Source organism: Streptomyces sp. NPDC050548, from assembly GCF_044457385.1.
GTDB lineage: Bacteria > Actinomycetota > Actinomycetes > Streptomycetales > Streptomycetaceae > Streptomyces.
In genome coordinates, this window is the sequence record NZ_JBITGV010000018.1 from 79,578 (window position 1) to 94,431 (window position 14,854).

The following is a 14,854-nucleotide window of genomic DNA, read 5'->3' on the forward strand; positions in this document are numbered from 1 at the left end:
TGTCACAGCCGTCTCAGTACACGGGATCAGTACCTGGAAGCGGTCGTCCGCGCGCGGGAAGGTCCGTCAGTACGTGGGAAGCGTCCTCGGGCCGAGGTCGTCGCGGACCGGCGGCGGGGCCAGGCGGACGGAGGCGCCGAGCACGCTCAGGCCGTGCGCGGCGACGACGACCGGCTCCAGGGTCACCGCGACCACCTCGGGGTGGTCGTCGACCAGTCGCGACACCCGCAGCAGCAGTTCCTCCAGGGCAGGCGTGTCGACGGGCGTCGAGCCGCGCCAGCCGAAGAGGAGGGGTGCAGTCCGGATCGACCGGATCAGCGAACCGGCCTCCCGGTCCGTGACCGGAATCAGCCGGTGCGCGGTGTCCCCGAGCAGCTGCGAGGCGGCTCCGGCGAGCCCGAACGACAGCACGGCGCCCGCCGCCGGATCGATGACGGCCCGTACGACCGTGTCGACCCCGCGCGGTGCCATCCGCTGCACCACGGGCCGCAGCTCCTCCGGCCTGCCGAACAGCTCACCCAACTCGGCGTACGCCCGCCGCAGTTGGTCCTCGTCCGCGAGATCCAGGCGTACGCCGCCCAGGTCCGCGCGGTGTCGCAGGTGCGGGGCGGTGGCCTTGAGGGCGACCGGGTAGCCGAGGGTGCGGGCGGCCTCGGCGGCGGCATCGGGGGTGGGCGCGGGCAGCGCGCGGTGCACGTCGACGCCGTACATCCCGAGCAGTTCGCAGGTCTCGTCGACGCCGAGCGTGAGGCCCTGCCCGCGCGCGAGGAGCCCGCCGATCAGCCCGGCGGCCCCCTTCTCGTCGATGTCCTCGTACTCGGGCACCCGGCCGGGGTCGACGGACTCGCGCCGCCACTGGGCGTACTTCACGGCTTCGGCGAGGGCGCGGACCGCGCGTTCGGCGGCGGGGTAGGCGGGGATGAGGCCGACCCCTTCGGGGGCCTGCACCGCGCTGGGCGGTCGGTCCTCGGAGCGCTGGGAGTCCTCCCGCCTCGAAACGGCCCGCGGTGCCGTACTGGTCGCCGCCGACAGCGCCGCCGCGAGCCCTCCTAGCTCCACGTGCACCACCAGCACGGGCTTCCCGGGGACGGTCTCCGCCGCCGACCGCAGGGCCTCGGCCAGCGCCGCGTCCTCCGCGGGACCCTCCCCCACCGCCGGTATCGCGGTGACCACGACCGCGTCGCACGCCTTGTCGGCCAGCGCCTCCGACAGGGCCCGGTGGAAGTCCGTCGCCGTGGCCGCCGTGGTCAGATCCAGCGGGGCGAGCGGGCGCAGCCCCTCGGAGAGGCACGCGTCGTACGTCAGGAGTCCCAGCGACTCGGAGTTCCCGAGGATCGCCACCCGTGCCCCGCCGGGCAGCGGCTGGCGGGCGAGCAGCAGCCCGGTGTCGACGAGTTCGGTGATCGTCTCGACGCGGATCACGCCGGCCTGTCGCAGCAGCGCGGACACCGTCGCGTGCGGGAGGCGTGTCGCGCGTACGGCGTGCCCCTGGGGCGCGGATCCGGCGCCCTGGACCACGACCAGGGGCTTCGCCGCCGCGGTGCGCCGGGCGAGGCGGGTGAACTTGCGGGGGTTGCCGATGGACTCCAGGTACATGAGGGCGACGTCGGTGTCGGGATCGTCGTACCAGTACTGGAGGACGTCGTTTCCGGACACGTCCGCGCGGTTGCCGGACGACACGAAGGTGGAGACGCCGGTGACTCCGGTGACGCCGCCGCCGCGTCGGTGCAGACGGGAGAGGAGGGCGATGCCGATGGCACCGGACTGGGCGAACAGTCCGATGCGTCCGGGGCGGGGCATCTCGGGGGCGAGGGACGCGTTCAGCCGTACGTCGGCGGCGGTGTTGATGACCCCGAAGGCGTTCGGCCCGATGATCCGCATGCCGTACGTGCGCGCGTGCCGGACGAGTTCGCGCTGGCGTTCGCGTCCCTCGGGGCCGCTTTCGGCGTAACCGGCGGTGACCACGACGAGCCCCTGGACCCCGTGTTCGCCGCATTCGGTGACGACCTGGGGGACGTGTTCGACGGGGACGGCGACGACCGCGAGGTCCACGTGGCCTTCGATGTCGCGCACCGAACGGTGGGCCGGTACCCCGTCGAGTTCCTTCTGCCCTTCGGGGAAGGCCTTGTTCACGGCGTACAGGTCACCGGTGAAACCGGCGTCCCTGATGTTGTCGAGAACGCTGCGGCCCACCCCTCCGGGGGTGCGGCCGACGCCGACGACGGCGACCGAGCCGGGCACCAGCAGCCGTCGTACGGACCGTGCTTCGGCGCGCTGTTCCCGCGCGCGCTGCACGGCGAGGGACCTGTCGGTGGGTTCGAGATCAAACTCCAGGCGTACGACGCCGTCCTCGAAGCTGCGCTTCTGGGTGTAGCCGGCGTCCGTGAACACCTTGATCATCTTGTTGTTGGCGGGCAGCACCTCGGCGGCGAAACGGCGGATGCCGCGCTCGCGGGCGACGGCCGCGATGTGCTCCAGGAGGGCGGAGGCGACACCCCTCCCCTGGTGCGCGTCCTGCACCAGGAAGGCGACCTCGGCCTCGTCGGCCGGGGCGGACGCGGGACGCCCGTCGGCACTAATGCGGTCATAGCGTACGGTGGCGATGAACTCGCCGCCGACGGTGGCCGCGAGTCCCACCCGGTCCACAAAGTCGTGGTGCGTGAAGCGGTGGACATCCTTGGCGGACAGGCGAGGGTACGGCGCGAAGAAGCGGTAGTACTTCGACTCGTCGGAGACCTGCTCGTAGAAGCTGACCAGGCGATCGGCGTCGTCGACGGTGATGGGCCTGACGCGCGCGGTACCGCCGTCGCGCAGCACGACGTCGGCTTCCCAGTGGGCGGGGTACTCGTGCCGGTCCGACGAGGTCTGCTGCATGGGGCCCAGCGTACGGCTCGCATCTGACAACGGCGCGAGGCAGTCTGTGGGTGAATGCAGCGAGGGAAGTGGGGCCGAGGCCGCGGTCCGACACCCTTCTCCGGACGGTCCACGGGGCCGCTCCGGGCTCGCTTCACGTGTGGGAAACTGGTCTAGACAACCCTGAGACTCTGAAGGGCAGCATCACATGGCTGAGCGCCGCGTCAACGTCGGCTGGGCGGAGGGCCTTCACGCCCGCCCCGCCTCCATCTTCGTCCGGGCCACCACGGCCGCAGGTATCCCCGTGACGATCGCCAAGGCCGACGGCAACCCCGTCAACGCGGCCTCCATGCTCGCGGTCCTGGGCCTGGGTGCCCAGGGCGGCGAGGAGATCGTCCTCGCGTCGGACGCCGAGGGCGCGGACGCGGCCCTCGACCGGCTGGCGAAGCTGGTCGCGGAGGGTCTTGAGGAACTCCCCGAGACCGTCTGAACAACCCACAATTGATGGTTGCGGTGATTTCGCCGCAAAACCGATGTGCCGCAACCTCGAAGGGCTCGCCCGAATTACCGGGCGAGCCCTTCGCAATTCCATTTGCGGGCAGCAGAAATAATCCCCCGCGAATTACCTCTTCTTTGTATACGGTGCCCGTGTTAATGCCGGAGACCCGTCATGTTTACGGGAGGTTGCGAAGTCCTCACACGGTCCGTGCCGTTCGCGCCGCCGGGAAAGCGCAGCCGGTGCGCGCTGCCCGCGCGCTCGGTGTGCAGGGCCGTGATCGCCCGCGCGCGCTCGGCGTCGCCGCGCGCCACCGCGTCCACGATGGCCCCGTGCTCCGCCCAGGACTCCACGGGGTTGGCCGGTGCCTCCACCGCGTACATCCAGGCGATCTTGTGCCGCAGCTGGGTCAGCATCGAGGTCAGCGCGGGGCTTCCGGAGGCCTGGGCCAGCGTCTCGTGGAACCAGCTGCCCAGGGAGCGCAGATCCTCGCTGTTGCCCCTCCTGGCGCGCTCCTGGCCCAGCCTGACGAGGCCGCGCAGCACCTTGAGGTGGGCCTCGGTGCGCCGCTGGGCGGCCCGCGAGGCGCCGAGCGGCTCCAGCAGCATCCGCATCTCCAGCAGGTCGGCGGCCTCCTGCTCGGTCGGCTCCGCGACGCACGCGCCCGCGTGCCGCCGGGTCACCACGAACCCCTCCGCCTCCAGCGTGCGCAGGGCCTCCCGCACGGGCACGCGCGAGACGCCGTACCGGCGCGCGAGGAGTTCCTCCGTGAGCCGGCCGCCGCGCTCGTAGACACCGGCGACGATGTCGTCCCGGATCGCCGTGCATACCGAGTGCGCCGGAATACGCATGTCCGACCTCCGCCTTAATCCCCGTGAAACGTCGACGATTGACGTGTGTTCCGTGACTCTATTGCAATCAGCGGGAATTTCCGATGGCGGACCGGAATCCATGGATATTTTTTGGACAGGAGGGGTCCGGAAACGCCGAAAGCCCCGGCCGGCGGGCCGGGGCTCCGGGAAGTGCGGCGGTGCGTCGTCAGACGTTGACGCCGTGCTTGCGGAGGTAGGCGACGGGGTCGACGTCGGAGCCGTACTCGGCGGTCGTACGGGCCTCGAAGTGGAGGTGTGGTCCGGTGACGTTGCCGGTCGCCCCGGAGAGGCCGATCTGCTGGCCCGGGGTGACCTTCTGGCCGACCGAGACACCGATGGACGACAGGTGGCCGTACATGGTGTACATGCCGTCAGCCATCTTGATCACGACCTCGTTGCCGTACGAGCCGCCCCAGCCGGCCTCGACGACGGTGCCGGAGCCCACCGCGTGGACGCTGGTGCCGGTCGAGGCGTGGAAGTCGATGCCCGTGTGGGCGCCGGAGGACCACAGGGAGCCGCCGGTCTTGTAGCCGGTGGACACATAGGAGTTGGCGACCGGCGCGACGAAGGTGTTGAGCCTCTTGCGCTCGGCCTCGCGGGCGGCGCGCGCCTGGGCCTCACGGGCCGCCTCGGCCTGGGCGGCGGCCTTGGCGCGGGCAGTCTCCTCGGCGAGCGTCTCTGCGGCGGCCTGCCGCTGGGCGACGGCCTGGGCGTCGATCTTCTCGGCCACGGAGTCGCCGATGGCGACGACGGGCGTGAGGCCGGTCTGCTCGGGAGCGGGCTCGGCGGCGAACGCGGGGGCGCTCGCCAGGGTGCCGACGACTCCGGTGGTGGCGAACGCGGCGACGCTGACGGCGCGAACGGTGGTGCGGTGGGTCCGGCTCGGGCGACGGTGCTTCCCGGTGGCGCGGGTGAACGCCATGAAGTGGCTGGTCCTTTCCTTCCTTCTCGCCTACCGGGTTAGCTGACGGGTTCGGAGCAGGAAGGTCTCCTACGGACTCCCCCGCCACGCGCGCGGGCGTCCGATTCACCCCAGGGACTCATGTGGGTCCCCGGCTCCCCTGGCTCGCGCCGTACGGGGACTCGGCGATGACTGTCCGGTGCCGCGAGTGCGGCGCGGTGCCTGACGGACAGCCGGACCGACGCTAAGGGGGGCCACTTTCAATCCCCAAACGGATCACGGTTTTTGTAGCGCACGCCACAGGGCAGACAGGCAACCTCTCCCCCAATTCGGACAATAGGGAGCCCTGGTGGCGCTTCCGTCACCAGGGCTCCCCCACGCGCGCGTGCCGCTGTTGCGTCTACTCCGCCGGAACGACGGTCACTTCGCCGATGCCGAGGGCCTCGACGGGCTCCTTGATCTGCTCCGCGTCGCCCACGAGGACCGTCACCAGACGGTCCACCGGGAAGGCGTTGACGACCGCCGCGGTGGCCTCCACGGTGCCGGTCGCGGCGAGCTGCCGGTACAGGGTCGCCTGGTAGTCGTCGGGCAGGTGCTGCTCGACCTGGTCGGCCAGCGTGCTCGTCACGGCCGCCGCGGTCTCGTACTTGAGCGGCGCCACGCCGACGAGGTTCTGCACGGCGATGTCGCGCTCGGCGTCGGTGAGTCCGCCCTCGGCGAGCTTGCGGAGCACCGTCCACAGGTCGTCAAGTGCGGGGCCCGTGTTGGGGGTGTCCACGGAGCCGCTGATGGCGAGCATCGAGACGCCCGTGCCGTCGGGTGCCGAACGCAGCACCTGGCCGAAGGCCCGCACACCGTAGGTGTAGCCCTTCTCCTCGCGCAGGACGCGGTCCAGGCGGGAGGTGAGGGTGCCGCCGAGGCAGTACGTGCCGAGCACCTGGGCCGGCCACACGCGGTCGTGCCGGTCGGCTCCGACGCGGCCGATGAGCAGCTGCGTCTGGACGGCGCCGGGCCGGTGCACGATCACGACCCGCCCGGTGTCGTCGGCGGTCACCGGCGGCACGGGGCGCGGCTGGGCGGTGGAGCCCGTCCACGAGCCCAGGGTGTCGGCGAGCAGCGTGTCCAGGTCGATGCCGGTGAGGTCGCCGACGACCACGACGGTGGCGGTCGCGGGGCGGACGTGCCGGTCGTAGAAGGCGCGTACGGCCCCGGAGTCGATCTTCTGGACGGTCTCCTCGGTGCCCTGGCGCGGGCGCGACATGCGCGAACTCGCCGGGAACAGCTCCTTGGAGAGCTCCTTGGCCGCGCGGCGGGACGGGTTGGCCGTCTCGTGCGGGATCTCGTCGAGGCGGTTGCGGACCAGCCGCTCGACCTCGCTGTCCGCGAAGGCGGGTGCCCTGAGGGCGTCCGACAGCAGGCCGAGGCCCTTGGCCAGGCGCGAGGCCGGGACCTCCAGGCTCAGCCGGATGCCCGGGTGGTCGGCGTGCGCGTCGAGGGTGGCGCCGGAGCGCTCCAGCTCGGCGGCGAACTCCTCGGCGGAGTGCTTGTCGGTGCCCTCGGAGAAGGCGCGCGCGGTGATCGTGGCGACCCCGTCCAGGCCGGCCGGTTCGGCCTCCAGGGGCGCGTCGAGGAGCACCTCGACGGCGACGACCTGCTGGCCGGGTCGGTGACAGCGCAGAACGGTCAGGCCGTTGCCGAGCGTCCCGCGCTCGGGCGCCGGGAAGGCCCACGGCCTGGCCTCGCCCGCCTGGGGCTGCGGGTGGAATTCCATCGTGGCGAGCTCGGTCACTTGGCCGCCTCCTCGTTCTCGTCGCCGGCCTCGGCCGCTGCTTCGTCGTCCTCGGCGTCATCGTCCGCGATCGGCTCGTAGACGAGCACCGCGCGGTTGTCGGGCCGCAGTCGCGCCTTGGCGACCCCCTGGACCTCCTCCGCCGTCACGTCCAGGACGCGCTGTACGGCGGTCAGGGCGAGCTGTGGGTCGCCGAACAGGACGGCGTAGCGGCACAGTTCGTCCGCGCGGCCCGCGACCGTGCCCAGCCGGTCCAGCCACTCGCGCTCCAACTGGGCCTGGGCGCGCTCCATTTCCTCGGCCGTGGGGCCCTCCGCGGCGAACCGGGCGAGCTCCTCGTCGATGGCGGCCTCGATGACGGGCACCTCGACGTCCCCGGACGTCTTGACGTCCAGCCACCCCAGGGAGGGCGCTCCGGCCAGCCGAAGCAGCCCGAAACCGGCCGCGACGGCCGTACGGTCGCGTCGTACGAGGCGGTTGTAGAGGAGCGAGGACTCGCCGCCGCCGAGGATGGTGAGGGCCAGGTCGGCCGCGTCGGACGCGCGCGTGCCGTCCTCCGGGAGCCGGTAGGCGCACATCAGGGCGCGCGCCGGGACCTCCTCCTCGATGATCTCGCGCAGTTCGCCGCCCATCGTGTCGGGCAGTGCGCCGTCCCGGGGCTCGGGCTTGCCGTCGTGCGCCGCGATGGACCCGAAGTACTTCTCGATCCAGGCGAGCGTCTGCTCGGGGTCGATGTCGCCGACCACGGACAGCACCGCGTTGTTGGGCGCGTAGTAGGTGCGGAAGAACGCGCGGGCGTCCTCCAGGGTGGCCGCGTCCAGGTCCGCCATCGAGCCGATGGGCGTGTGGTGGTAGGGGTGGCCCTCCGGGTAGGCGAGGGCGGTCAGCTTCTCGAACGCCGTCCCGTAGGGCACGTTGTCGTAGCGCTGGCGGCGTTCGTTCTTGACGACGTCGCGCTGGTTCTCCATGGACTCTTCGTCAAGAGCGGCCAACAGGGAGCCCATGCGGTCGGCTTCGAGCCAGAGGGCGAGCTCCAACTGGTGGGTGGGCATGGTCTCGAAGTAGTTGGTGCGCTCGAAACTGGTGGTGCCGTTGAGCGAACCGCCCGCGCCCTGCACCAGTTCGAAGTGGCCGTTGCCCTTGACCTGTCCGGAGCCCTGGAACATCAGGTGCTCGAAGAGGTGAGCCAGGCCGGTACGCCCCTTGACCTCGTGGCGGGAACCGACGTCGTACCAGAGGCACACCGCCGCGACCGGGGTCAGGTGGTCCTCGGAGAGCACCACACGCAGACCGTTGGCCAAACGGTGTTCGGTCGCTGTCAGACCGCCGGACCCTGCCTCGGCGGTGGCCGTGTGACCCATGGGCATGTACGTCCCTTCGATCGCGGATTATCTGGCTGGAACCGCAGAAATCCTGCTCGTCCCGCCACTGTATGCAAGCGTGCGGACGGTCGGCGAAGTTCCCGGCGGACGTACGCCGAGAGCGAGATCGCGTAGCCTGCGGGCAGTCGCACACGTGGACCCACGCGGCAGCCGTCGGTGACGGAGCCGAGCGGCCAACGCCGGGTCCTGGTCCGCGTTGTCAGTGCCGCGGTCCACAATGGTTCACGTCAAGACCCCGTTCACGCTTCAGCAAGAGTGAGCCGAAGGGGAGCGACCCCCAGGCGAGCGACCAGAAAAGAGGAGCCGGCAGCGATGGCCCGCCGCAGCACGAAGACCCCGCCGCCCGACGACTCGTTCGAGGAGCGGATCCTCGACATCGACGTCGTCGACGAGATGCAGGGCTCCTACCTTGAGTACGCGTACTCGGTCATCTACTCCCGCGCCCTGCCGGACGCCCGGGACGGCCTGAAGCCGGTCCACCGACGGATCGTCTACCAGATGGACGAGATGGGGCTGCGCCCCGACCGCGGCTATGTGAAGTGCGCGCGTGTCGTCGGCGACGTCATGGGCAAGCTGCACCCGCACGGCGACGCGTCGATCTACGACGCCCTGGTGCGCATGGCCCAGCCCTTCTCCATGCGCGTTCCCCTGGCCGACGGCCACGGCAACTTCGGCTCGCTGGGCAACGACGACCCGCCCGCCGCCATGCGGTACACCGAGTGCCGGCCGTCCGAGGCCGCGAACCTGATGACCGAGTCGATCGACGAGGACACGGTCGACTTCGCCCCGAACTACGACGGCCAGGAGCGGGAGCCGGTGGCTCTGCCCGCCGCCTTCCCGAACCTCCTGGTGAACGGCTCGTCGGGCATCGCCGTCGGCATGGCCACCAACATGCCGCCGCACAACCTGGGCGAAGTCATCGCGGCGGCCCGCCATCTGATCCGCTATCCGAACGCGGACCTCGACACCCTGATGCGCCATGTCCCGGGCCCCGACCTGCCGACGGGCGGCCGCATCGTCGGTCTCAGCGGCATCCGGGACGCGTACGAGACGGGCCGCGGCACCTTCAAGATCCGCGCCACGGTGACGGTGGACGACGTCACTCCGCGCCGCAAGGGCCTGGTCGTCACCGAACTGCCCTTCACCGTGGGCCCGGAGAAGGTGATCGCCAAGATCAAGGACCTGGTCGGCGCGAAGAAGCTGCAGGGCATCGCCGACGTCAAGGACCTCACCGACCGCGCGCACGGCCTGCGCCTGGTCATCGAGATCAAGAACGGTTTCGTCCCGGAAGCGGTCCTGGAGCAGCTCTTCAAGCTGACGCCGATGGAGGAGTCCTTCGGCATCAACAACGTCGCCCTGGTCGACGGCCAGCCCCTCACCCTGGGCCTCAAGGAGCTCCTGGAGGTCTATCTCGACCACCGCTTCAACGTCGTACGGCGACGCAGCGAGTTCCGCCGCACCAAGCGGCGCGACCGTCTCCACCTGGTCGAGGGCCTGCTCACCGCGCTCGTCGACATCGACGAGGTCATCCGGATCATCCGCTCCAGCGACAACTCCGCGCAGGCGAAGCAGAGCCTGATGGAGCGCTTCTCGCTGTCGGACATCCAGACGCAGTACATCCTGGACACGCCGCTGCGCCGGCTCACCCGGTTCGACCGGATCGAGCTGGAGTCGGAGATGGAGCGCCTCACCGCGGAGATCGCCGAGCTGACCCGCATCCTGGAGTCGGACACCGAGCTGCGGAAGCTGGTCTCGACCGAACTGGCCGCGGTGGCGAAGAAGTTCGGCACGGACCGGCGTACGGTCCTGCTGGAGTCGGCGGGCACACCCGCCGCCACCGTGCCGCTCCAGGTCGCCGACGACCCGTGCCGGGTGCTGCTCTCCTCGACGGGCCTGCTGGCCCGTACGGCGAACGGTGAGCCCTTCCCGGAGGACACCGAGGCCCGGCGCGTCAAGCACGACGTGATCGTCTCGGCGGTCCCGGCCACCGCCCGCGGCGAGTTGGGCGCGGTCACCTCGGCCGGCCGGCTGCTGCGTATCAACGTCGTCGACCTCCCGCAGCTCCCGGAGACGGCGTCCGCGCCGAACCTCTCCGGCGGCGCGGCGGTCACGGAGTTCGTCTCCCTGGAGGAGGGCGAGACGGTCATCTGCCTGACGACCCTCGACGAGTCCTCCCCGGGTCTGGCCATCGGCACGGAACAGGGCGTCGTCAAGCGCGTGGTCCCCGACTACCCCACGAACAAGGAGGAGTTGGAGGTCATCACGCTCAAGGACGGCGACCGGATCGTCGGCGCGATCGAGCTGCGCACCGGTGAGGAGGACCTCGTCTTCATCACGGACGACGCCCAACTCCTGCGCTACCAGGCCTCCCAGGTGCGCCCCCAGGGCCGCCCGGCCGGCGGTATGGCGGGCATCAAGCTCACCGACGGCGCGAAGGTCATCTCGTTCACGGCCGTCGACCCGGCCGTGGACGCGGTGGTGTTCACGGTCGCGGGCTCGCGCGGCACGCTGGACGACTCCGTCCAGACGACGGCCAAGCTGACCCCGTTCGACCAGTACCCCCGCAAGGGCCGCGCCACCGGCGGCGTCCGCTGCCAGCGCTTCCTGAAGGGCGAGGACTGCCTGTCCCTGGCCTGGGCGGGCGCCGTACCGGCGAAGGCCGCGCAACGGGACGGCACCCCGGCCGAACTCCCGGAGATGGACCCGCGCCGCGACGGCTCGGGCGTGTCCCTGCCGAAGACGGTGTCGGTGGTGGCGGGCCCGGTGTAGCCCCGTCAGGCTTACAGCTCCGGCTCGAACTCCGGTTCCTGGTCCGGTTCTTGTACGTAGCGCAGGACGCCCCACATGCCGTGCTCGTCGGCGTGTGGGGCGTCGCCGTCCTGGCACGCCTCCAACTCCTTGCCGAGCGCGGCCGGTTCGAGACCGCTGCCGATCAGCACGAGCTGCGTCAGCCGGGCGTCGCCGCTCGCCCAGGGCTCGGGATAGAACCGCAGGAACCGTCCTACGGCGTGCACCACGTACCGGTTGCGGGGATCGTGGGCGCCGAAGTCGACGTATCCCTTGATCCGGTAGAGCCCCTCGGGCCTGCTGTCCAGGAACGCCATCAGCCCGCGCGGGTCCATCGGCACGTCGGAGGCGAAGGAGAGGCTGTCGTAGGCGGTGTGCAGATGGTCCGCGTGCTCGTGCTCGTCGCCGGTGTGCTCGTGCAGGTCGTCGAAGGTCAGTTGCCCGACGCGCTCCTCGCTGGGCCGGCAGTCGAAGAGGAACTCCGGGTCGACACGGCCGTAGGTGGCGGGCACCACGGCGGCCCGGTCGGTGAGGGAGCGGACGAGTCCGAGGACGCGCGGGGCGTCGACCGCACGGTCGAGCTTGTTGACGACGACCAGGTCGGCGAGGGAGAGATGCCGGTCGATCTCGGGGTGCTTCGCGCGCGTGTCGTCGAACTCGGCGGCGTCGACGACCTCGACGAGTCCGCCGTAGACGATCCCCGGATGCTCACTGGCGAGCAGCATGCGCACCAGTTCCTCCGGTTCGGCCAGTCCGCTGGCCTCGATGACGATGACGTCGATACCGGCGGCGGGGCGGGCGAGCCGCTCCAGGTAGACGTCGAGTTCACTGGCGTCGACGGCGCAGCACAGGCATCCGTTGCCAAGCGAGACGGTCGAGTCGCCGAGGGCCCCGGCCACGGCCAGCGCGTCGATCTCGATCGCCCCGAAGTCGTTGACGATCGCGCCGATACGGCTGCCTCCGCTGCGGTGCAGCAGGTGGTTGAGCAGAGTCGTCTTGCCGGAGCCGAGGAATCCGGCGAGTACGACGACGGGGATCTGCGGGGGACTTGAAACCGGCGCCCCGCTCTCGCTCGGGCTCGGGTGTGCGCTCGGGTTGTGCGGGCTCAACGTGCGACCTCTTTCACGCCGACGCGTGCACCGGATCGCGGTCGGGTGCACGTACGGAGGTTGAATGCCGCCCCAGGATACGAGCCGGAAGAATCGCCGCGAAGTGAACGATTGTTGGCGCTCCGCGCGGGGCACACGTTGGGGAAGGCGCCGGTTCGTGCGACCCTCGCTTCCCTCCGTGCGCCTCCTCTCCGCCTCCCTGCCGATCAGAGCCGCTCGGCACTCTGGGAGACGGCAAGCGCCGCCCATCGCTCGCCGGTCCCCATCAGTCGACCCGCACCCCGACGACCGGCGGACGGCCGCCTGATTCGGGGGTTGACATGGCCACACAGAACCGCGGGGCGCGAGGGCCCAGTGCCACCGCCGCCGTAGGACTCGCCTTCGCCGCGGGGGTGCTCGCGGCGCTCGCAGCGCAGCGACACAAGTTCGAGGAGCTTCGACTGCGCGTCGCCGAAGTGGAGCAGAGTGACAGGCAGGCGATGCTGACGGAGCAGCAGCGGCTGCAGTTCTACCTCCTGACCAAAGCCATGGAGGATCCGGACCTGGCCGCCGTGTACAGCAACGTCCAAGTGGACTCGCCGGTCAAGCAGCGCCAGTACCTGTTCGCGAACGCCCTGTACAACAACGCCGTGCTTGCCTACCGCGTAGGCATCGTCAACTGGGAGGAACTGCACGGTCATCTTCGGACCATCTGCCAGAACAGCAACTTTCGCGACTACTGGCACGCCCATCAGCCCCATCGGGCCAGCCTCAGGGCAGAGTCGACCGAAGCCAAGGTGGGCCGAATGGTGGATCGCCTGATCCGCGATTTAGACGAAGCAGACACAGAAGAGTGGTGGGTTGTCGGCGAACCACCAGAAGAATGAACGGAGTTGACACACCGTCAACAAGACATGCCATTCCGGAACCCGCTGTCAGGACCCGACAACATCGACAGCTACCCTGTCCCCGCCCAGGTGGGCTACCATCCGCCCCTTCGAAGGACAGGGATCTCTTTGAACATCGTGCGCCGCATTGGTGCGTCTCCACGCGAACGAGGCAGTTTGTCCGGCGACACATGCCCGGACATCTTCGAACTGAGTGACGGACGGTTCGCCGTCATCGGGACGGAGGCCACGGCGGCGCTCGATCAGGAACTTCCCCCTGACGCAGCGCGCGCGGACTACGAACGCATTGTGATCATCAGCCGCGACACGCTTCTGCGCGCCAAGGCCGATATCCCCGACGAATAAGAAACAGCAGGGCCGCACCATGGACTACACCGTCAACCGTTGAGGTCCACTCGGCCGCCCCTGTTGAGGGGCACCCTCCGGACGACGAGTCCCCCGCAGGCCCGCTTTCCACTCGCTTCACTTCACCTTGCGCACGACCCCCTGACGCATCGGGAACACTTCGAGACGACCGGCACCCACCCCGCCGCGCAGTGCTCGACCACGACTTCGTGGGGTCCGGCACCAGACCGGTGCCGGACCTCACGCATCTGTCACACCGCCTCCGGCATCGCCACCGGCGCCTCCACCCCCACATACCGCGCCACCGGCCGGATGATCTTCGAGTCCTCCGCCTGCTCCACCACATTCGCGCCCCAGCCCACCACCCGCGCGGCAGCGAACGTGGGCGTGAACATCTCCCGTGGCAGCCCGCAGAGTTCCATCACCAGCCCCGCGTAGAACTCGACGTTGGTGTGGAGTTCGCGGCCCGGCTTGAGTTCGGCGAGGATCGCCTCCACCTGGCGTTCGACCTCGACCGCGAACTCGACCCGGGGTCCGCCGAACTGCTGGGCGACCTCGCGCAGCATCCGGGAGCGCGGGTCCTCCGTGCGGTAGATCGCGTGGCCGAAGCCCATGATGCGGTCGCCGGCGAGGACGCGTTCACGGATCCAGGGGTCGATGCGGTCCGGGGTGCCGATCGCGTCCAGGGTGTCCAGGGCGCGGCTGGGCGCACCGCCGTGCAGCGGGCCCGAGAGCGCCCCCACGGCTCCGACCAGGCAGGCCGCCACATCGGCCCCGGTCGACGCGATGACCCGTGCAGTGAAGGTTGACGCATTGAATCCGTGGTCAATGGTGGAGATCAAGTATTGCTCGATCGCCCTGACCTGCTGCTTGTCCGGCTCCGAACCCGTCAACATGTACAGGTAGTTGGCCGCGTAGGAGAGGTCCTCGCGCGGTTCCACGGGATCAAGGCCCCGGCCCAGCCGGTACAGGGCGGTCAGCAGCGTCGGTACGGCGGCCGACGCCACAAGGGTGTCCCTGCGGCGCGCATCCGCGTCGATGTCGTACACCGGCCGGAAACCCTTCGCGGCGCCGAGCAGGGACAACGCCGTACGCATGCCGGACAGCGGTCCGGACGTCCCGCTCGCGGCCGCCACGGCGGGCAGCGCGGCCCGCACCTCGTCGGGCAGCCGGCGCAGCGCCGCGGTCTCGGCGGCGAAGGCGGCGCTCCGTTCGGCGTCCGGCAGTTCGCCGTTGGCCAGGAGATGCCAGACATCCTCGAAGCCGCGGGTCTGCGCGAGCTCGACGGCGGAGTACTGGCGGTAGTGGTAGAAGCCCTCGGTCCCCCGGACGTCACCGATTCGGGTGTCGGTGACGACGACGCCCGCGAGTCCCCGCGGAACCTCGATACGAGTGGCAGCGGCCCTGTTGATGGACATGTTTCCTCCCTGGAC

At 70.4% G+C, this 14,854-nt stretch carries 11 protein-coding genes and 1 riboswitch; of the genes, 4 read left to right on the forward strand and 7 right to left on the reverse strand.

Annotated features, from left to right (window positions below):
* Positions 1 to 66 precede the first annotated feature (66 nt).
* On the reverse strand, positions 67 to 2,874 hold the full coding sequence (locus ACIBJH_RS37935; RefSeq protein ID WP_399121479.1) for a GNAT family N-acetyltransferase: 2,808 nt from the start codon (positions 2,872 to 2,874) through the stop codon (positions 67 to 69).
* A gap of 187 nt (positions 2,875 to 3,061) precedes the next feature.
* On the opposite strand from ACIBJH_RS37935, the gene ACIBJH_RS37940 reads away from it, so the two are divergent.
* Entirely contained in the window at positions 3,062 to 3,343 is a 282-nt protein-coding gene (locus ACIBJH_RS37940) for an HPr family phosphocarrier protein (protein WP_019072943.1), read from the forward strand.
* A gap of 161 nt (positions 3,344 to 3,504) precedes the next feature.
* Here ACIBJH_RS37940 and ACIBJH_RS37945 read toward each other — a convergent pair whose 3' ends face one another.
* The 4 genes from ACIBJH_RS37945 to ACIBJH_RS37960 all read right to left on the reverse strand — a co-directional run bounded on the left by ACIBJH_RS37945 (position 3,505) and on the right by ACIBJH_RS37960 (position 8,272).
* Positions 3,505 to 4,200: a GntR family transcriptional regulator gene (locus ACIBJH_RS37945; RefSeq protein ID WP_399121480.1), complete on the reverse strand. Its 696-nt coding sequence runs from the start codon at positions 4,198 to 4,200 to the stop codon at positions 3,505 to 3,507.
* A gap of 187 nt (positions 4,201 to 4,387) precedes the next feature.
* Positions 4,388 to 5,143 carry a M23 family metallopeptidase gene (locus ACIBJH_RS37950; RefSeq protein WP_399121481.1) on the reverse strand — a complete coding sequence of 252 codons (756 nt, stop codon included), beginning with the start codon at positions 5,141 to 5,143 and terminating at the stop codon, positions 4,388 to 4,390.
* A 13-nt stretch (positions 5,144 to 5,156) separates the two neighbouring features.
* Positions 5,157 to 5,320, reverse strand: a riboswitch (cyclic di-AMP (ydaO/yuaA leader).
* A gap of 202 nt (positions 5,321 to 5,522) precedes the next feature.
* Complete coding sequence (locus ACIBJH_RS37955; RefSeq protein WP_399121482.1) at positions 5,523 to 6,911, reverse strand: M16 family metallopeptidase; 1,389 nt, start codon at positions 6,909 to 6,911, stop codon at positions 5,523 to 5,525.
* Positions 6,908 to 8,272 carry a M16 family metallopeptidase gene (locus ACIBJH_RS37960; protein WP_399121568.1) on the reverse strand — a complete coding sequence of 455 codons (1,365 nt, stop codon included), beginning with the start codon at positions 8,270 to 8,272 and terminating at the stop codon, positions 6,908 to 6,910. The genes ACIBJH_RS37955 and ACIBJH_RS37960 overlap by 4 nt, the downstream gene beginning before the upstream one ends.
* Positions 8,273 to 8,605: 333 nt before the next feature.
* Between ACIBJH_RS37960 and ACIBJH_RS37965 the strand changes: the two genes are divergently transcribed.
* Positions 8,606 to 11,062 (forward strand): DNA topoisomerase (ATP-hydrolyzing) subunit A, encoded by a 2,457-nt coding sequence (locus ACIBJH_RS37965; protein ID WP_399121483.1) that lies wholly within the window; start codon positions 8,606 to 8,608, stop codon positions 11,060 to 11,062.
* 11 nt (positions 11,063 to 11,073) lie between these two features.
* Here the strand turns inward: ACIBJH_RS37965 and ACIBJH_RS37970 are convergent, their stop codons facing one another.
* Positions 11,074 to 12,189 carry a CobW family GTP-binding protein gene (locus tag ACIBJH_RS37970; RefSeq protein WP_399121484.1) on the reverse strand — a complete coding sequence of 372 codons (1,116 nt, stop codon included), beginning with the start codon at positions 12,187 to 12,189 and terminating at the stop codon, positions 11,074 to 11,076.
* 320 nt (positions 12,190 to 12,509) lie between these two features.
* On the opposite strand from ACIBJH_RS37970, the gene ACIBJH_RS37975 reads away from it, so the two are divergent.
* Together ACIBJH_RS37975 and ACIBJH_RS37980 are read left to right on the forward strand one after the other, a co-directional pair.
* A complete protein-coding gene (locus ACIBJH_RS37975; protein ID WP_399121485.1) occupies positions 12,510 to 13,055 on the forward strand; it encodes a DUF6082 family protein in 546 nt (181 codons plus the stop codon).
* Positions 13,056 to 13,184: 129 nt separating this feature from the next.
* On the forward strand, positions 13,185 to 13,421 hold the full coding sequence (locus tag ACIBJH_RS37980) for a hypothetical protein (protein ID WP_026179195.1): 237 nt from the start codon (positions 13,185 to 13,187) through the stop codon (positions 13,419 to 13,421).
* A gap of 251 nt (positions 13,422 to 13,672) precedes the next feature.
* Here ACIBJH_RS37980 and ACIBJH_RS37985 read toward each other — a convergent pair whose 3' ends face one another.
* Entirely contained in the window at positions 13,673 to 14,839 is a 1,167-nt protein-coding gene (locus ACIBJH_RS37985; RefSeq protein WP_399121486.1) for a citrate synthase/methylcitrate synthase, read from the reverse strand.
* Between the last annotated feature and the right edge of the window lie 15 nt (positions 14,840 to 14,854).